This is a genomic window from Pseudomonas sp. 43NM1 (assembly GCF_002836905.1).
Taxonomy (GTDB): Bacteria; Pseudomonadota; Gammaproteobacteria; order Pseudomonadales; family Pseudomonadaceae; genus Aquipseudomonas; species Aquipseudomonas prosekii.
On sequence record NZ_MKGS01000001.1, the window covers coordinates 22,386 to 39,850 of the forward strand.

21 protein-coding genes and 1 riboswitch are annotated in these 17,465 nt (G+C 59.7%); of the genes, 9 read left to right on the forward strand and 12 right to left on the reverse strand.

The genetic code is table 11. The features are described from left to right. The first annotated feature begins 16 nt into the window (after positions 1 to 16). The 3 genes from BI292_RS00090 to BI292_RS00100 all read left to right on the forward strand — a co-directional run bounded on the left by BI292_RS00090 (position 17) and on the right by BI292_RS00100 (position 2,862). Positions 17 to 982 (forward strand): 2-hydroxyacid dehydrogenase, encoded by a 966-nt coding sequence (locus BI292_RS00090; protein ID WP_101206477.1) that lies wholly within the window; start codon positions 17 to 19, stop codon positions 980 to 982. Between the two features lie 33 nt (positions 983 to 1,015). Beyond that, complete coding sequence (locus BI292_RS00095; protein WP_101206478.1) at positions 1,016 to 2,014, forward strand: class I SAM-dependent methyltransferase; 999 nt, start codon at positions 1,016 to 1,018, stop codon at positions 2,012 to 2,014. A gap of 51 nt (positions 2,015 to 2,065) precedes the next feature. Then, positions 2,066 to 2,188: riboswitch (yybP-ykoY riboswitch) on the forward strand. Positions 2,189 to 2,277: 89 nt separating this feature from the next. Then, a complete protein-coding gene (locus tag BI292_RS00100) occupies positions 2,278 to 2,862 on the forward strand; it encodes a TMEM165/GDT1 family protein (RefSeq protein ID WP_092278131.1) in 585 nt (194 codons plus the stop codon). 122 nt (positions 2,863 to 2,984) lie between these two features. On the opposite strand, the gene BI292_RS00105 is transcribed toward BI292_RS00100, so the two are convergent. The 4 genes from BI292_RS00105 to BI292_RS00120 form a co-directional block, all read right to left on the reverse strand. Then, positions 2,985 to 3,803 (reverse strand): M48 family metallopeptidase, encoded by an 819-nt coding sequence (locus BI292_RS00105; RefSeq protein WP_101206479.1) that lies wholly within the window; start codon positions 3,801 to 3,803, stop codon positions 2,985 to 2,987. Between the two features lie 163 nt (positions 3,804 to 3,966). Continuing rightward, entirely contained in the window at positions 3,967 to 4,590 is a 624-nt protein-coding gene (locus tag BI292_RS00110) for an SOS response-associated peptidase (protein WP_092278127.1), read from the reverse strand. 35 nt (positions 4,591 to 4,625) lie between these two features. After that, positions 4,626 to 4,886, reverse strand: a complete 261-nt coding sequence (locus tag BI292_RS00115; protein ID WP_092278125.1) for a putative signal transducing protein — start codon at positions 4,884 to 4,886, stop codon at positions 4,626 to 4,628. A gap of 9 nt (positions 4,887 to 4,895) precedes the next feature. After that, positions 4,896 to 5,078 carry a CPXCG motif-containing cysteine-rich protein gene (locus BI292_RS00120; protein WP_092278123.1) on the reverse strand — a complete coding sequence of 61 codons (183 nt, stop codon included), beginning with the start codon at positions 5,076 to 5,078 and terminating at the stop codon, positions 4,896 to 4,898. Between the two features lie 143 nt (positions 5,079 to 5,221). On the opposite strand from BI292_RS00120, the gene BI292_RS00125 reads away from it, so the two are divergent. After that, entirely contained in the window at positions 5,222 to 6,385 is a 1,164-nt protein-coding gene (locus tag BI292_RS00125) for a 1-acyl-sn-glycerol-3-phosphate acyltransferase (protein ID WP_178076506.1), read from the forward strand. A gap of 271 nt (positions 6,386 to 6,656) precedes the next feature. Here the strand turns inward: BI292_RS00125 and BI292_RS00135 are convergent, their stop codons facing one another. Next, complete coding sequence (locus tag BI292_RS00135) at positions 6,657 to 6,941, reverse strand: hypothetical protein (protein ID WP_101206481.1); 285 nt, start codon at positions 6,939 to 6,941, stop codon at positions 6,657 to 6,659. A gap of 174 nt (positions 6,942 to 7,115) precedes the next feature. Between BI292_RS00135 and BI292_RS00140 the strand changes: the two genes are divergently transcribed. Further along, positions 7,116 to 7,322, forward strand: a complete 207-nt coding sequence (locus BI292_RS00140) for a hypothetical protein (protein ID WP_101206482.1) — start codon at positions 7,116 to 7,118, stop codon at positions 7,320 to 7,322. Positions 7,323 to 7,517: 195 nt separating this feature from the next. On the opposite strand, the gene BI292_RS00145 is transcribed toward BI292_RS00140, so the two are convergent. After that, positions 7,518 to 8,102 carry a YajG family lipoprotein gene (locus tag BI292_RS00145; protein ID WP_092278115.1) on the reverse strand — a complete coding sequence of 195 codons (585 nt, stop codon included), beginning with the start codon at positions 8,100 to 8,102 and terminating at the stop codon, positions 7,518 to 7,520. A gap of 205 nt (positions 8,103 to 8,307) precedes the next feature. Here BI292_RS00145 and BI292_RS00150 point away from each other — a divergent pair, with 205 nt between their 5' ends. Both BI292_RS00150 and mqo read left to right on the forward strand, forming a co-directional pair. Continuing rightward, complete coding sequence (locus tag BI292_RS00150) at positions 8,308 to 8,541, forward strand: hypothetical protein (protein ID WP_092278113.1); 234 nt, start codon at positions 8,308 to 8,310, stop codon at positions 8,539 to 8,541. Between the two features lie 737 nt (positions 8,542 to 9,278). Then, a complete protein-coding gene (gene mqo / locus BI292_RS00155; RefSeq protein ID WP_101206483.1) occupies positions 9,279 to 10,787 on the forward strand; it encodes a malate dehydrogenase (quinone) in 1,509 nt (502 codons plus the stop codon). 213 nt (positions 10,788 to 11,000) lie between these two features. Here mqo and BI292_RS00160 read toward each other — a convergent pair whose 3' ends face one another. From BI292_RS00160 to BI292_RS00175, 4 genes are all read right to left on the reverse strand, one after another. Further along, positions 11,001 to 11,288, reverse strand: a complete 288-nt coding sequence (locus tag BI292_RS00160) for a PA4642 family protein (protein ID WP_092278109.1) — start codon at positions 11,286 to 11,288, stop codon at positions 11,001 to 11,003. 63 nt (positions 11,289 to 11,351) lie between these two features. Next, the gene (locus BI292_RS00165; RefSeq protein ID WP_101206484.1) at positions 11,352 to 11,837 is read right to left on the reverse strand and encodes a hypothetical protein; all 486 of its coding nucleotides are present in this window, start codon (positions 11,835 to 11,837) and stop codon (positions 11,352 to 11,354) included. A gap of 183 nt (positions 11,838 to 12,020) precedes the next feature. Further along, positions 12,021 to 12,494, reverse strand: coding sequence for a WbuC family cupin fold metalloprotein (locus tag BI292_RS00170; protein WP_101206485.1), 474 nt, complete (start codon positions 12,492 to 12,494; stop codon positions 12,021 to 12,023). Between the two features lie 3 nt (positions 12,495 to 12,497). After that, the gene (locus tag BI292_RS00175; protein WP_054045644.1) at positions 12,498 to 13,055 is read right to left on the reverse strand and encodes a hypoxanthine-guanine phosphoribosyltransferase; all 558 of its coding nucleotides are present in this window, start codon (positions 13,053 to 13,055) and stop codon (positions 12,498 to 12,500) included. 165 nt (positions 13,056 to 13,220) lie between these two features. Between BI292_RS00175 and upp the strand changes: the two genes are divergently transcribed. After that, positions 13,221 to 13,859, forward strand: a complete 639-nt coding sequence (gene upp, locus BI292_RS00180; RefSeq protein ID WP_092278103.1) for a uracil phosphoribosyltransferase — start codon at positions 13,221 to 13,223, stop codon at positions 13,857 to 13,859. A gap of 2 nt (positions 13,860 to 13,861) precedes the next feature. Beyond that, the gene (locus tag BI292_RS00185) at positions 13,862 to 15,136 is read left to right on the forward strand and encodes a uracil-xanthine permease family protein (protein WP_092278101.1); all 1,275 of its coding nucleotides are present in this window, start codon (positions 13,862 to 13,864) and stop codon (positions 15,134 to 15,136) included. Positions 15,137 to 15,265: 129 nt separating this feature from the next. Here BI292_RS00185 and hemH read toward each other — a convergent pair whose 3' ends face one another. Beyond that, positions 15,266 to 16,291: a ferrochelatase gene (gene hemH, locus BI292_RS00190; protein ID WP_092278099.1), complete on the reverse strand. Its 1,026-nt coding sequence runs from the start codon at positions 16,289 to 16,291 to the stop codon at positions 15,266 to 15,268. A gap of 13 nt (positions 16,292 to 16,304) precedes the next feature. After that, entirely contained in the window at positions 16,305 to 17,207 is a 903-nt protein-coding gene (locus BI292_RS00195) for a TIGR01777 family oxidoreductase (protein ID WP_101206487.1), read from the reverse strand. Positions 17,208 to 17,465: the final 258 nt, after the last annotated feature.

Here is a 17,465-nt window from a genome sequence, read left to right on the forward strand (position 1 = left end):
ACAAAAGGTACAGTTGATGACGAACTCTCGCCGCGCCGTTTTCCTCGACCACCCGTCCCTGGACCTCGGTGACCTTGACCTGACGCCTTTGCGCGACTGCTTCAGCGACTTGCAACTGTTCGCCCAGACCACGCCGGACCAGGTAATCGAGCGCCTCAAGGGCGCTACCGTCGCGATCAGCAACAAGATCCTCATCGACGCCGCCGCCATCGCCGCCAGCCCCGATCTGAAGCTGATCCTGATCACCGCCACCGGCACCAACAACGTCGACCTCGCCGCCGCGCGTGCCCACGGCATCACCGTTTGCAACTGCCAGGGCTACGGCACGCCATCGGTGGCGCAGCACACGATCATGCTGTTACTGAACCTCGCCACACGCTTGGCCGATTACCAGAAAGCCGTCGGCGAAGGTCGTTGGCAGCAGGCCAAACAGTTCTGTCTGCTGGATTACCCGATCGTTGAACTAGAGGGCAAAACCCTCGGTTTGCTCGGCCACGGCGAACTCGGCGGCGCTGTGGCGCGGCTGGCCGAAGCGTTTGGCATGCGCGTGTTGCTCGGGCAGATTCCCGGCCGCCCGGCGCGCCCGGATCGTTTGCCGCTGGAGCAATTGCTGCCGCAAATCGACGCCCTGACCCTGCACTGCCCGCTCAACGAACACACCCGCCACTTCATCGGCGCACGCGAATTGGCCTCGATGAAACCCGGCGCTTTCGTGGTCAACACCGCGCGCGGTGGTTTGATCGACGAACAGGCGCTGGCCGATGCCTTGCGCAACGGTCACCTGGGCGGTGCGGCCACGGACGTCTTGAGCGTCGAGCCGCCGGTCAACGGCAATCCGCTGCTGGCGGCAGACATCCCGCGGTTGATCGTCACCCCGCACAACGCCTGGGGCAGTCGCGAAGCGCGGCAACGGATCGTTGGCCAGTTGACCGAAAACACCCAAGCCTTCTTCAGCGGTACAGCGCTGCGGGTCGTCAGTTGATAAACTGCCGCACTTTTTTTCAAGGGGCAGAGTATGGATCCGCGCAGTGAAGTACTGCTTCGTCAGGCCGAGTTGTTTCAAGGTTCGCTGTTGCTCGCCGGTTTGCCCGCCGACGATTTGCTCGGCCGCCTGCCCGATGCTCACGGCTGGTGCTGGCATGCCGGCGATCAAGCGGCGCTGGACGCACGTTTCGCCGAGCGCAGCCACTTTGGCGTGAACGCGCCGGAACGCGAGTTCGACGCGGCGGTGGTGTTTCTGCCCAAGTCCAAAGACCTGACCGATTACATTCTCAACGCCCTCGCCTCGCGGCTGGCCGGACGCGAGCTGTACCTGGTCGGGGAAAAACGCAGCGGCATCGAAGGCGCCGCCAAGCAACTCAACCCGTTCGGTAAACCGCGCAAACTCGACAGCGCACGCCATTGCCAACTGTGGCTGGTCACCGTGGCCAACGCTCCGGTAGCGAAATCGCTGGAAAGTCTGGCGCAGGAATACGAATTGCCACTGGCCGAAGGTCCGCTGAAAGTCGTGAGCCTGCCGGGGGTATTCAGTCACGGTCGCCTCGATCGCGGCAGCGCTTTGTTGCTGGAACACCTGGATAAATTGCCCAGCGGCCACTTGCTCGACTTCGGTTGCGGCGCCGGGGTTTTGGGCGCAGTGGTCAAACGGCGTTATCCACACAATCAGGTGACGTTGCTTGATGTCGACGCGTTTGCCACCGCCAGCAGTCGTCTGACGTTGGCCGCCAACGGCCTGGAAGCCGAGGTGATTACCGGTGACGGAATTGATGCGGCGCCGATGGATTTGAGCGCGATTCTGAGCAATCCGCCGTTTCATGTCGGGGTGCACACCGATTATTTCGCCACCGAGAACTTGTTGCGAAAAGCGGCCAAACATCTGAAAAAAGGTGGCGAACTGCGGTTAGTCGCCAACAGCTTTTTGAAGTATCAACCGCTGATCGAGGAGCACCTCGGGGTCTGCGCGATCAAGGCTGAAGGTCAGGGTTTCCGAATCTACCGGGCCAAACGCAGCTAAAAACTCTTTTAAAAAAGAGGCTTGCCCAAACGGATTTGCCTAGGCAGAATCCGCTCCGTCCTAGGGGAGTAGTCTCCCACGAGCGCCATGCTCGTCCGGCATACGTCAACATACTTGGTCAACAGACCATGGCGTATGCGACCCAAGCGTCCGCACAGACGGATCGCCAGGGTTTGACAAGACCTATGACACGAACACCTTACCCGGGGCGGGGAGGTCGTACGTGTCATAGCCGTGTCGACCCGCCCCTTAGGAAAACCCTGATGCTGGATTCTCTTCTCGTTCCCACTGCGATCGTTGCCTTGGCCGAAATCGGCGACAAGACGCAATTGCTCGCGCTGATTCTGGCGGCGCGCTTCCGCAAACCCTGGCCGATCATTGCCGGCATCGTTGCCGCCACCCTGGCCAACCACGCGGCAGCCGGTGCGGTAGGTGCCTGGTTTGGCAGTTTCTTCTCGAATGCGACGCTGCACTGGATTCTCGCTGCGAGTTTCACCGCGACGGCTTTGTGGACCCTGGTGCCGGACAAAATGGACGATGACGAAGCGAGCACCGCGCGCAAGTTCGGGCCGTTCCTGACCACGTTGATTGCGTTTTTCCTCGCCGAAATGGGCGACAAGACGCAAGTCGCGACGGTGATGCTCGCGGCGCAATATCCGGATTTGTGGCTGGTGATTATCGGCACCACGGCGGGCATGTTGATTGCCAACGTGCCGGTGGTATTGGCGGGTAATTTTGCGGCGGACAAATTGCCGTTGACGTTGATTCGCCGGTTGGCGGCGTCGGCGTTCCTGGTGCTGGCGGTTGTCGCGGTGTACAAGGCGATGCAGAGCAGTGGGTGGGTTTGACGGGGTAAGTCGGTAGACCGCGTTATCGTTCATCGCGAGCAAGCTCGCTCCCACAGGGTCTGTGTACACCAGAGATCCAATGTGGGAGCGAGCTTGCTCGCGATGGCGGCAGTCGCTACAACTCAGGACTTCGGCGCTTTCTCGTACAGCGGCATGACCTTCGGAATAGCCGCCTGCAACGAAGCAATGCGACTGGTCGACGCCGGGTGAGTGCTCATGAACTCCGGTGGCGAACCTTCCGAAGCCTTGCTCATCTTGTTCCACAAGGTGATTGCGGCGTTCGGGTTGTAGCCGGCGCGTGCTGCGAGTTCCAGGCCGATCAGGTCGGCTTCGTTCTCGTTGGAACGGCTGTTGGGCAACGTCATGCCATAGTTGGCGACGGTATCGGCCAGCGCCAGGCTGTCCTTGCCCAGACCGAACAAAGCACCCGCGCCCTGCTTGGCCATTTCCATTCCATAAGCTTTCGACATCGCTTCACGACCGTGCTCGCGCAGGGCGTGGGCGATTTCATGGCCCATTACCGCGGCGATTTCATCGTCGGTGAGTTTCAGGCTGTCGATCAAACCGGTGTAGAAAATGATCTTGCCGCCAGGACCGCAGTTGGCATTGAGCTCATCGCTTTTGATCAGGTTGACTTCCCACTTCCACTGCGCCGAATCCGGGCGGAAGTTCGGTGCCTGGGCAATCAGCCGGTTGGCAATCGCCTGAATGCGTTTGGCATCGGTGCTGGTCTTGTCGAGCACGCCGGCGGTTGTCGCTTCGCCGACAGTCTTTTGATAAGACTGCGCGTACATCTGGTCGACTTCCTGACTCGACAGCATGCTGAACATGTACTGCTTGCGCTCAACCCCGACGGCGCCGCCGCTGGTGGTGTTGACCGACTGACAACCGGCGAGCAGCAAGGCTGCGCTGAGTGCGCTTACAACCAAAGTCTTGTTCATCAAAAATCTCCCTGAAAGATGCCGCGTATCGTAGGGGTTGAATTGTATCGGCGCCAGATACAACAGACGTGTAACACGCACTTTCAGAAAAGGCGTTGCGCCCGACAGGAAATCTCAGACGTGCGCACCCCACCGATCGTTCCCACGCGGCAACGATCAATGGCTAACCGGGAGTCAGACACTCCGGGCCGTTGAGTTTCGGATCATTCACCAGATTCGCCAGCACGCGTTCGCGCAGCGCCGCCGGCTCACCCGCGAGCAAGCCTTGCAGCACGTGCAACGGGGTTTCAGGATCGAGCCACGCGGCTTGTCCCGCCTCGTCCAGAATCAACGGCCGCCGCTGACTGGCCGCCGCTTGAGTGATGACCGCCGTGCTCAGCCACACTTGTTCCTGCACCGGATAGGCTTCCCAGATCGCCGCGAAAAACAGCGCCGAGCCCTCCCCCGGCGTCAGCCAGTACGGGCGTTTGCGCTGGTTGCCGCGCCATTCGTAGAAACCATTCGCCGGCAGCAGACAACGGCGTTCGCGCAGCGCCTGGCGAAACATCGGTTGCTCGGCCACGGTTTCGGCGCGGGCATGCGCCGGAGTACGCGACAGGTCGGTCAGCCACGGCGGCGTCAGGCCCCAGCGCGCACGGGCCAATTCGCGCTGACCGTCGGCGCCGGCGCGCAGCATCAACACTGAATCGTTGGGGGAAATATTCCACTGGGCCTGCTGATCGGCGGGGAAGCCAGGCAGGGCCGCGAAGGCGGGGTTCCAGCGAAACAGGGCATAACGTCCACACATGGGGCAACACGACTCTCAATAAAACGAACGCCAGCCTAACAGACCAGCGTGCCGGGAAAACTTTCCGGTTCATCACCGGGCATCGGCAGCGCGGCATTGTACGCGGCGATCAACTCGCGGGCGTAGTCGGCCTGGTCGTTATCCACCGACAAACCAAGCAAGCCGAAAACCGGCAATTCCCCGGTGCCGCCAAGCAAATCGCGCCCCACCAGATGCGCTTCGACCCCCTCGCTGGCGAGCATGCCTTGCAGCAGCTCGCCTTCCATGAGGTTTTCCGGTTCGTAGATTCGCTGCATGGGCGCCCCTTATTCGTTTTCGCTGAACACTTCGAGGTGCCATTCCTCGCCATGAACCTGCAGCACAAAGGTTATCGGCCGGCAGCACACCTGACAGTCCTCGATATAGGTCTGATCACCTGCGGACAAATCCACCGTTGTCTCTACCGCTTCCCCACAATACGGACATTCATACTCAGCGCTTTCCAGCATCGCGGTCTCCCAGGTGACTTGTGCGTATAATCGCCGGTCTATTTGCAGGGCTATTTTTGTCCAGTTACTTTTTTCAGACCTTGCCCTGTTGGTTTTCGATCAAAACCTTTACTTACCCTAGCCGTTTCTAACAAGAGAGCATGATGGGCGAATTCGATGCCATCCGACCTTACGACGACAGCGAAGTCCCAGCGGTGCTGGCGCGGCTGCTCGGCGACAAGGCGCTTCTAGATATCCTCATTCACTTCCGTTTCCCGCGTTACGCCGGTGCTTTCGGCTGGATGCTCAAACCTCTTATAGCTCATCGACTGCGCCGTGAGTTCGCCGGCGTCAATTCGGTGGCCTCTTTGCAAGACAAAGTCGAAGTCTACGTCGACCACACCATCGAGCGCGCTACCGACGGCGTGACGTACACCGGGGTCGAGCAATTCAAGTCCGGCAGCGCCTATCTGTTTATCGCCAACCACCGCGATATCGTCATGGACCCGGCCTTCGTCAACTATGCGGTGTACCACGCCGGCCTGCCGACGCCGCGCATTGCCATCGGCGACAACCTGCTGCAAAAGCCTTTTGTCAGCGACCTGATGCGTTTGAACAAGAGTTTTATCGTGCACCGCTCGATCACCGGGCGTCGCGAGAAAATGGCCGCGTACCAGTTGCTGTCGGCTTACATCAATCACTCGATCCGCAACGATTGCGCGTCGATCTGGATCGCTCAGGCCGAAGGTCGGGCCAAGGACGGCGACGACCGTACCGAGTCGGCGATCCTCAAGATGTTCCACATGAGCCGCAAGGACGAGCCGTTCGGCGAAGTGATTCAGTCGCTGAACCTGACCCCGGTGTCGATCAGCTATGAATACGACCCGTGCGATCAGGCCAAGGCCCGCGAATTGTTCATCCGCGCCACCACCGGCACGTACAACAAGGCGCCGGGCGAAGATGACGTCAGCATTGCCAAGGGCATTACCGGCTACAAGGGCCGGGTGCACGTGAACTTTGCCGCGCCGATCACCGAGCTGTTCGACGACACCAAGCAATTGGCGGTCGAAATGGACAAGCAGATTCTCGGCGGCTACCGGTTGTTCCCGGTGCATTACCTGGCTTACGCGCAATGGCAGGACGCCGACCCGCAACTGCAAGTGCCGACAGCCGCCGAGGTGTTTGCAGCGGACGAACTGGCCAAGGCTCAGGAAGAATGGCAAAGCCGGTTGCAGGCCTGCCCTGAAGAGCACCGCCCGTACCTGGTGCTGCAATATGCGACGCCAGTGAGAAATCAATATCGGGTGAAGGCCGGGTTGCCGCTGTAATCAGTGGCCAAGCACCACACTTGTGGGAAGGGGCGTCTGCGGCAGGTGGAGCTTCTGTGGAAGGCAGCTTCTGTGGCAAATGGAGTTTCTGGGGCAGGGAGCTTTTGTGGCGAGGGGGCTTGCCCCCGTTGGGTTGCGCAGCGACCCCAGAATCTTGCGACTGCTTCGCAGCCGAACGGGGGCAAGCCCCCTCGCCACAGGCAAGCCCCCCTGCCATGAGCAAAACTCTCACCACAAATGAATGGGCGTTGCTGAATTTGTTACCGGCGATTCAGAACTGTGTGCTGACCCACGAGATGATCAGCGCCACGCCCAGGCAGGCGAAGCCGAATCGGTAGAAAAACCGGTTCATGCGCTGGGTCGCGCCATTGTGCATCAGTGTCGCGTCATCCACGCGACGGTTCTGTGCGGCGGCTTCAAGCACTGCCTGGGCGCGCTGTTCGCGGCGGCGCGTGGCGTGCAGCAGCCAACTGCCGGGGAACGCCAGCAGCAAGGCCAGCAGGTTGATCAACTTGGCGGGATGGTTGGTGAACAACGAAATCAAATGCAACGACATCACGGACCTCGGCAGAACTTGAGATGACAGGCGCCGGACCGACGACCGCGTCGCGGATTCTACCGAAAGCCTGCGACAAATAACGAACCACTTGGCCGATTCCTGATCGGTGTCACGTCATCGTCATCTGCATGCGCCAGTCTGTCGCCCCTCGAAACCGACACTGAGCCCGCCATGCTGCACGCCGAAAACCAGGACCGCCTCTACCTCATCGCCCAAAGCGAAGAACAGCAAAACCTCGTCGGCAGCCTCGCCTTCAATGTGCAGGATCGCCACTGGCTGGTGTATTGCGTGCTGGGCGGACACCAACATGCGGACTTGCCCGAGATGGATTTGCTGACCGGGGTGAGCGTGCTGGATTTCTACTCCCAAGCCGCCTGAGCCCTTTTTTCGGACTGTAGGAGCGAGGCTTGCCCGCGAAGACGGCGGAACATTCAACATTGATGTTGGCTGATACACCGCTTTCGCGGGCAAGCCTCGCTCCCACAAGGGATCGGGGGTATTCGCGGAAACCAGCAAACACAAAAAAGCCCGGAACCATCACTGGCACCGGGCTTTTTCACATCGGCGCAAAAGTTATTCGCCGAGGATCTGGCTGACCGTCGGGTCTTTGAACAAGCGCGTCAGTGCGTCGCTCAACACGTCGCTGACCAGCTTGGTGTTGGTTTCCTGGTTCGGCGCCATGCCGAAACGCTGGTCCAGGGAAGCGCCGTAACGACCGCTGTAGCGGCGGTTGGCGTTCTGCACGTCGGAGCGGAAAGTGGCGCCGATAGTCGCTTCGGTCACGTACATGCCTTCTTTAGGCGACTGGTATTTCAGCTCGGCCAGGGTCACGGTCAACTGCGGCGCGTTCATGCCGTTGGACACCGGGGTGAAACCGAGCAAACGCACGGCCGCTTCGGCCTGAGCCTGCAATTTCGGCAGGATCTGCGCGCCTTGCACGGTGATTGCGCTGGTCTCCGGGTACAAACCGCCACGGGTGCCGAGGGTTGGCGATGGGCGACCGTCGACCACCCGCACCACCACTTGCTGGCCATGGCCAACCGGTGCCAGCTGAGTGGTCAGCTTCGGCTCCGGGTTCAGTTGTTGCGGGCTGTGGGCGCAGCCAACCAGGGTCAAACTGGTCACAGTGATCAAACCGAACAACAGGCGTTGCAACATGCTCTTCTCTCCAGAATCAGGCACAAACAGGCCCGCAGTATAGCGGTGGGCCACTGCAGCGAACTAGGGGACTTCAACGAATAACCCAAACTCTGACCAACCCTGCGCAAAGCGGTTCCTGTCACACATCTGTCACCGCCCATACACGCTGACGTCATCGCGCACTGGCAACCTTCACAGCAGTCACCCCACAAGGTACTTCGCCATGCGTTATCTGATCTCGCTGTTCGCGCCACGCCCGCTGCACCGCAGCTTTGCCCTGCTCGATCGCAACGGTCATTGCCAGGCATTCAAGCAATGCAGCCTGCAGCCGATGGGCGATGGCTGGGTCGAAATCGAAGAAATCCGCCTCAACTGGTTACACCATCCCCTGCCCCCAAGTGCCCGTGTGCGCCAGCGTCAGCCTCGTTCACGGGTGCACGCGTTGTTGTCCATCTGACCGGACGCCTAATAAAAGTCATTAATCGCGACCATTTCCCTGCGTTTCTTAGATACAATCTCCCCCCGATTATAAGGACGTCTCCTGATCGGGCCTCGCAGCATCGTCAATGCCCAGGCATTGGCCCCCCGAATCGCCCACAGAGAGCCGCCCACACAGATCGAGTGAAGCTGGCGTGCTTGCTGTTCCCTGAGCAAAACCCCCACTTTTCGCGCATCTGCAGAGCTGTCATTACGCTCGGTCACTGAGCTGTTTGCCCGTTTTGCCTGTCATGTACTTCATGGCGGCAATCCATCCGGGCACGGTGCCAGGCTGGGACAGCCCTTTTTGAGGTTCACGTCTTCAAAAGAGCGTGAAAAAAACGGGTTTTCACAACTTCACAAGAGTGTGGCGAGCAAATGAATAGTTTTGCGTCTGAACATGCACCATTAGCGTCTGAAACAGCCCAACGACACAGGACCGGGTACGCCTCGAATACCGGAGCCTGAAGCCTGTCCGCTACGGATTTGGTTGCACAAACGGATGTCTCGACCATAAGTCGAATTGCCAGTCGCGCGTTGAAGTGAGTTCATAGACCTCATTGACCCGGCCGGTAGCGTCCGTCGAAGTTGCGAAAAATTGCGAAGATTCGGACATGGCGATTCTGGCCATGAGTACCTGGGGCACACATGACACGCCCCGGCACGCCTGGCAGCTATGCCGACAATTTGGTGCTGCAGATTTTGGAGACGCGTTAAATGGCGCATAACGAAGCAGTCGACGTAGTACTCGTTGGGGCCGGCATCATGAGTGCCACCCTCGCTGTACTGCTCAAAGAGCTCGACCCCGCGATCAAGCTGGAAGTCGTCGAGCTGATGGATTCCGGTGCTGCGGAGAGTTCCAACCCGTGGAACAACGCCGGTACCGGTCACGCCGGGCTGTGTGAGTTGAACTACACGCCGCAGGCCGCCGACGGCTCCGTCGACATCAAGAAAGCCGTGCACATCAATACGCAGTTCGAGGTGTCGAAACAGTTTTGGTCATACCTGACCAAAAAAGGCACGTTCGGCTCGTGCAAATCGTTCATCAGCCCGGTGCCGCACCTCAGCTTCGTGCAGGGCGACAGCGGTGTGTCTTTCCTCAAGTCGCGCTTCGAGGTGCTGAGCAAGCACCACGCTTTCGCTGACATGGAATACACCGAAGACAAAGCCAAAATGGCCGAGTGGATGCCGCTGATGATGCCGGGCCGTCCGGCCGACGAAGTCCTCGCCGCGACCCGCGTGATGAATGGCACCGACGTCAATTTCGGCGCGCTGACCAATCAACTGCTCAAGCACCTGACCAGCGCACCCGATGCGCAGGTCAAGTACTGCAAGCGCGTCACCGGCCTGAAGCGTAACGCCAACGGCTGGACCGTCAGCATCAAGGACGTCAACAGCGGCAACAGCCGTGAAGTCGACGCCAAGTTCGTTTTCCTCGGCGCGGGCGGCGCGGCATTGCCGCTGTTGCAGGCGTCGGGCATCGAAGAAAGCAAAGGTTTCGGCGGCTTCCCGATCAGCGGCCAGTGGCTGCGTTGCGATAACCCGGAAGTGGTCAAGCATCACCAGGCCAAGGTGTACAGCCAGGCAGCGGTCGGTTCGCCGCCAATGTCGGTGCCGCACCTGGACACCCGCGTGGTCGATGGCAAGAAGTCGCTGCTGTTCGGGCCATACGCCGGTTTCACCACCAAGTTCCTCAAGCACGGTTCCTTCATGGACCTGCCGCTGTCGGTGCGCGCCGGCAACATCGGCCCGATGCTGGCCGTGGCGAAAAACAACATGGACCTGACCAAGTACCTGGTCAGCGAAGTGATGCAGTCGATGGAGCAACGCCTGGAATCGCTGCGTCGTTTCTACCCGCAAGCGAAGGCTGAAGACTGGCGCCTGGAAGTGGCCGGCCAACGGGTGCAGATCATCAAGAAGGACCCGAAAAAGGGTGGCGTTCTGCAGTTTGGTACCGAACTGGTGGCGGCCAAGGATGGTTCTCTGGCGGCACTGCTCGGCGCTTCGCCAGGCGCTTCGGTGACGGTTTCGATCATGCTTGAGCTGATCGAGAAGTGCTTCCCGAACAAGGCGTCCGGTGAATGGGCGGCGAAACTGGCGGAAATCTTCCCGGCCCGTGAAAAAGTCCTGGAAAGCGACGCAGCGCTGTATCGCAAGATCAACGCGCACAACAACGTCGCGCTGGAACTGGTTGAAGCCAGTACCGAGACCGAAAGCTACGCTTGATTCGGCTCCACAAAAAACGCCCCGCTCTGGTTGAGAGCGGGGCGTTTTTTTATGGGCGGTGGAATGGCTTATCGAGGATTTGCGGAGCTGGTGACGGCCTCATCGCGAGCAGGCTCACTCCTACAAGAGATGGGTGTACACCAATCAAATGTAGGAGTGAGCCTGCTCGCGATGAGGCCAGCAGCAACACCGCCAAATCACCGGATCAGCAAATCAGCCGCGCGCCTTGGCGATCAGCTCGATGTACTCGGCCGCATTGCGCTGGTCCTTGATCACCGCGACGAAGTCATTGCCGTGCTCATCCTTGCCGTCCAGGTCAAAACCGGCCTCTACGAAAAACGTCAGGAAGCGCTCGAAATCGTCGATGCGCAGACCGCGGTAGGCTTTGATCAGTTTGTGCAGCGACGGTGAAGTGGCGTCGACCGGTTCAAAATCGAGGAACAGTTTGATCTGCTCATCGCCGATCTCGTCACCAATCACTTGCTTCTTATCTTTACGCATTGCCGACTCCAGCTCGCAGACATTTCACGGGGCGGGCAGTTTACCCCTCACTGGCCGCCGGGCTCAACGCGGACGCACACTGCCGGTGTGCAGATCGGCCCAGACATGGCCATTGGCGTAGCTGAGGAACTGGCAATACACCGTGTCGTTGCGCAGCAGGTCAATCACCACGCGGTACTGCGCCAGCGGGTAATACATCGTCAGGGTTTTGCTTTTTTCGTCGTAGATCGGCTTTTTCAGGCTTTTGCTTTCGCCATCAAAATTGACCAGCACCTGATTGATGGTCGCGCCTTTGTTCAGGGATTTGCCCTTGAGGCGGATCAGCAATGGCGACGTCACCGGGATCGGCTGTTGCGAGGATTGACGCTGGCTGCCGACCACCACCGAATAGTCGGTGACTTGCAACAGTTGTTGCTGCTCAGGCTCGGCGTCTCGCAGGTTCAAGTCGTCCGGCGGCAGAAACTGCGCGTGCATCGGCGCCGGCGCGGCGGCCAGCGGCAGGCTTGCGGACAGTAACAGGACGGCGCAGCAGCGGGTCAAAAGGCTCATGACAGGCTCCGGGGGACGGGGCCGAGCACTCTAACATGGCAAAAGAATGGGCAAACCCCGATCCATCGTAGGAGCGAGGCTTGCCCGCGAAGAGGCCGGCACATCCAACACCTTTGTCGGCTGACACAGCGCTTTCGCGGGCAAGCCTCGCTCCCACAGAGGATTAATGACAGGGATTACCGATCAATCAAACTGCGCGTGCATCCACGCCTGGTATTCGGCGACACCCGGCTCGCCTTCACGCGGCGCCCAGTGGGCAAGCTCACCCTCGCCGACCGGGCGATAAGGGCCTGCCTTGCACTCGAACATCAAACTGTCGGCTTCCAGCACCACCAGACCGTGGAACACCCCGGTCGGCAGATCGACGCCGACACAGTCGCCGCCCGCCTGCAGAACTTGCTTGCGCACCACCGCGCCTGACTCGTCAAAAATCAACAAACCGAGGCGGCCCTTGAGCACCAACAGGGTTTCAGCCTTGTTGTCGCCCAAGTGTCGATGCGGCGGAATGTAAGTGCTCGGCTGCAGCCCCACCGCCATGCGGTGGCAGGCGTCTTCCATTTGATGGAAGTTGTGATGCTGGCGCCCACGAGGATTAGCCGCAGCCTTCTCGGCCAATTCCGCGAACAGGGTTTGATCAAGAAAGCTCGGCGTGGTCATTGCTTACATTCCTTTAACGGCAAAAATGCCATTGGCGTTACGCCAGTAACCTTTGTAATCCATGCCGTAGCCGAAGATATAACGGTCGATGCACGGCAGGCCGACGAAATCGGCTTTGAGGTCCGGACGCGCCTTGCGGTCATGGTCCTTGTCGATCAGCACGGCAGTGTGCACAGCGCGGGCACCGGCGTGTTTGCAGTAGTCGATGATCGCGCCGAGGGTGTGACCTTCGTCGAGGATGTCGTCGATGATCAGCACGTCGCGATCGAGGAACGACACTTCAGGCTTGGCTTTCCAGAACAGGTCGCCGCCGCTGGTTTCGTTGCGATAGCGGGTAGCGTGCAGGTAAGACGCTTCCAGCGGGAAGTGCAGATGGGTGAGCAACTTGCCGGCGAAAATCAGCCCGCCGTTCATCACACAGAAAACCACCGGGTTAGTGTCAGCCAGTTGTTCGTTGATGTGTGCACCGACGCGGGCGATGGCCGCCTCGACTTCAGCTTCGGTGTACAGGCAGTCAGCCTCTCGCATGATTTGACGGATATGCTCGAGATCAGCGGACATGGCGCTCTCCAAGGGGTGGCTTATGCAGGAAAAGCGGGCAAAGGTACGCATCCAGCGAGGCCGAATCAAGCGTTTGTGGACTAACGTACTGTATGTCTATAGGACAACACCCTCGGATAGATTAATCTAGGCCGGTTTTTTTGCCCGCCGCCGGAGCCTTTCCCCATGCCCATCCAAGAGATCCGCCATCCGCTGATCCGTCATAAACTTGGCCTTATGCGCCGCGCAGACATTAGCACGAAGAATTTCCGTGAGCTCGCTCAGGAAGTCGGTGCCCTGCTGACCTATGAAGCTACCAAAGATTTGCCGCTCGAAACCTACGACATCGAAGGTTGGTGCGGCACTGTGTCGGTGGAGAAAATCGCCGGCAAGAAGATTACCGTGGTGCCGATCCTGCGCGCCGGTATCGGCATGCTCGAAGGCGTGCTGAGCCTGATCCCGGGCGCCAAAGTCAGCGCCGTCGGCGTGGCCCGCAATGAAGAAACCCTGCAGGCGCACACCTATCTGGAAAAACTGGTGCCGGAAATCAACGAACGCCTGGCCATGATCATCGACCCAATGCTCGCCACCGGCAGTTCGATGGTCGCCACTATCGACTTGCTGAAAAAAGCCGGTTGCCGTGACATCCGCGCGATGGTCCTGGTCGCGGCCCCCGAAGGCATTGCTGCCGTCGAGAAGGCGCACCCGGACGTGATCATCTACACCGCCTCCATTGATGAAAAACTCAATGAGCACGGCTACATCATCCCGGGCCTGGGCGATGCCGGCGACAAGATCTTCGGCACCAAGCAGAAGGACGCTTGAGCATGCAGGAAGAGTTCAACGATCCGCTCTGGCGCACGGTGCTGTCCGGCGCCCAGATGCTGTTCGTGGCGTTCGGCGCCCTGGTGTTGATGCCACTGATTACCGGCCTCGACCCGAACGTGGCGCTGTTCACCGCAGGTCTGGGGACGATCCTGTTCCAGATCGTCACCGGGCGTCAGGTGCCGGTGTTCCTGGCGTCGAGCTTTGCCTTCATCACCCCGATCATTCTCGCCAAGGGCCAGTTCGGCCTCGCAGCGACCATGGGCGGGGTAATGGCGGCCGGTTTCGTCTACACCTTCCTCGGCCTCGCGGTGAAGATCAAAGGCACCGGTTTTATTGATCGGCTGCTGCCACCGGTGGTGATTGGTCCGGTGATCATCTCCATCGGCCTGGCCATGGCGCCGATTGCCGCCAACATGGCGATGGGCAAGGCTGGCGACGGTTCGGAGCTGATTCACTATCAGACTGCGATGCTGATCTCGATGCCGGCGCTGCTGACCACGCTGATTGTCGCGGTGTTCGGCAAAGGGATTTTTCGCCTGGTGCCGATCATCTCCGGCGTGCTGGTCGGTTTTGCCATGGCGTTCTATTTCGGCGTGGTCGATACGGCGAAGATTGCCGCCGCACCATGGTTTGCGATTCCGCACTTCACCGCGCCGGAGTTCAACTGGCAGGCGATTCTGTTTATCGTCCCGGTGGCGCTGGCCCCGGCCATCGAGCACATCGGCGGAGTGATTGCCGTGGGTAGCGTGACCGGTCGCGATTACCTGAAGAAACCCGGTCTGCACCGCACTTTGCTCGGCGATGGCATTGCGACGACGGCGGCGGGTCTGTTTGGCGGCCCGCCTAACACCACGTATGCCGAAGTGACTGGCGCGGTGATGTTGACCAAGAACTACAACCCGAAAATCATGACTTGGGCGGCGATTTTCGCTATCAGCCTGGCGTTCGTCGGCAAGTTCGGCGCGCTGCTGCAGAGCATTCCGGTGCCGGTGATGGGCGGGATTCTGTGTCTGTTGTTCGGTTCGATTGCGGCGGTGGGCATGAACACGCTGATCCGCCACAAGATCGATCTGGGCGAGGCGCGCAATCTGGTGATTGTCTCGGTGACCCTGGTGTTCGGGATTGGCGGTGTGCTGGTCGGCACCGGCACCGGTCCGGACGACTTCGGCCTCAAAGGCATCGCGCTGTGCGCGGTGGTGGCGATTGCGCTGAACCTGTTGCTGCCGGGCAATGACAGCTGGAAGCACAAGAAAGCGGATGACCCGTTGCTGTAAGGGCTCAAGGTCTTTGTTGCCAGTTAGATAGCCATCGCGAGCAAGCTCGCTCCCACAGTGGATCTTCTGTGAACACAGAATATGTGATCACCAATGATCAATGTGGGAGCGAGCTTGCTCGCGATGCTTTTAGAGTGCCAACGGCGCTCGCTCGCACAATACGCTCAACGCCTTGGCCCATTGCGGGTCGTCGTTGAGGCACGGCACCAGCACCAACTCTTCGCCGCCGGCTTCGCGGAACTGTTCCAGACCGCGATCGCCGATTTCTTCCAGGGTCTCGATGCAATCGGCAACAAACGCCGGGCACATCACCAGGATCTTCTTCACGCCACTTTTGCCCAACTCATCAAGCCGCGCTTCGGTGTAGGGTTCGATCCATTTCGCTCGGCCCAGACGCGACTGAAACGACACCGACCACTTGCCGTCCGGCAACCCCATGCGCTTGGCAAATTGCTCGGCGGTGCGCAGGCATTGCGCGCGGTAACACGTCGCCATTACTGCCGGGGAAGCGTTCTTGCAGCAGTCCTGATTCTTGAAACAGTGCTGGCCCGTCGGGTCGAGTTTGGTCAGATGCCGTTCCGGCAAACCGTGAAAACTCAGCAGCAGATGATCGTAGCTTTGCTCCAGATAAGGCTTGGCGCTGGCGACCAGCGCATCGAGGTATTCCGGCTGATCGTAGAACGGCTGGAGAATCGACAACTGCACATCAAGTTTGCGTTCGCGGATCACCCGTTTGGCTTCTTCGATCACCGTGGTCACGGTGCTGTCGGCAAACTGCGGATACAGCGGCGCGAGAGTGATTTTGCGGTGGCCCTGCTTGACCAGTTGCAGCAACTTCGTCTCGATCGACGGCTCGCCGTATCGCATCGCCAATTCCACCGGGCCCTGGGTCCACTGCGTGGTCATCGCTTGTTGCAGGCGTTGGCTGAGCACCACCAGCGGCGAGCCCTCCTCCCACCAGATCGAGGCGTAGGCGTGAGCCGACTGCTCCGGGCGTTTGAACAGGATCAGCGACACCAGCAGGCGCCGCACCGGCCACGGCAGGTCGATCACATACGGGTCCATCAAAAACTGGTTGAGGTAACTGCGCACATCCGCCACCGAAGTGGAGGCAGGTGAGCCCAGATTGACCAGAAGCAACGCGTGATCGGTCATGCAACGTCCTATTTCAGAGGCGGCTGGACACGTCGTCCAGAGCCGCGCGCAAATCAGTGAACTGGAAGGTGTAACCCGCTTCCAGCAAGCGCGCCGGAACAGCCTTCTGGCCGCCCAGCAAGAGCAATGACATTTCGCCCAGCGCGACCTTTAACACCAGCGTCGGCAGCGGCATGAACGCCGGGCGGTGGAGCACGCTGCCCAGCGTCTTGGCAAACTCGCGATTGCGCACCGGCTGCGGCGCGCAGGCATTATATGGACCGCTGGCGTCGATGCGCTGCAGAAGAAAATCAATCGCGCCGATTTGGTCCTTGATATGAATCCACGGCATCCACTGCCGACCGGTGCCAATCGGCCCGCCCAGGCCCATTTTGAACGGCAGCAACAGCCGCGACAAAAAGCCGCCCTCGGCCGACACCACCAACCCGGTGCGCACCAGCACCACGCGAATGCCCATGGCTTCGGCGCGTTGCGCGGTTTCCTCCCAGGCGATGCACAACTGGCTGGCGAAATCATCGATGACCGGCGGCGAATCCTCGCTCAACTCGCGCTCGCCGCCATCGCCGTACCAGCCCACCGCCGAGCCGGAGATCAACACCTCGGGTTTCTGCCCGCGGCTTTCCAGCCACGCCAGCAAGGTTTCGGTCAAGGTGATGCGACTGCTCCAGAGCAACGCCTTGCGTTTATGTGTCCACAGACGGTCACCAATCGGCGCACCGGCCAGGTTGACCACCGCGTCCAGCGGTTCTTGCCCGGAGTCTTCAAGACGGGCAATGCCGCGCACCTCGGGACCACAAATACCGGCGACTTTCTCCGGCGAACGACTCCAGACCGTCAGGTGATGCCCTTGGCTCGACCAGTGTCGGCAGAGCTGACGTCCTATCAAACCAGTACCGCCGGTCAGCAATATGCGCATGACTTCTTCCTCGCGTGGCGTTTTACCCGGATCACTAGTCTATTTTTATAAGCAGGGATCTTTGGTATCGGGCAGGCTCTTGGTTTAGCACGCTAATGTTTAACAACGCTGCGTGTTTAACAACGCTCTGTGCTTAACAACGCTATGCGCTTAACAATAGGCCAACCTGTCAGAACGAGAACGCTGAAAGTTATACCAAAAAACAATATTGTACAGCTTTAAACCACGGCGTAGTCTGTACAGAAAGGTAAACGAGGC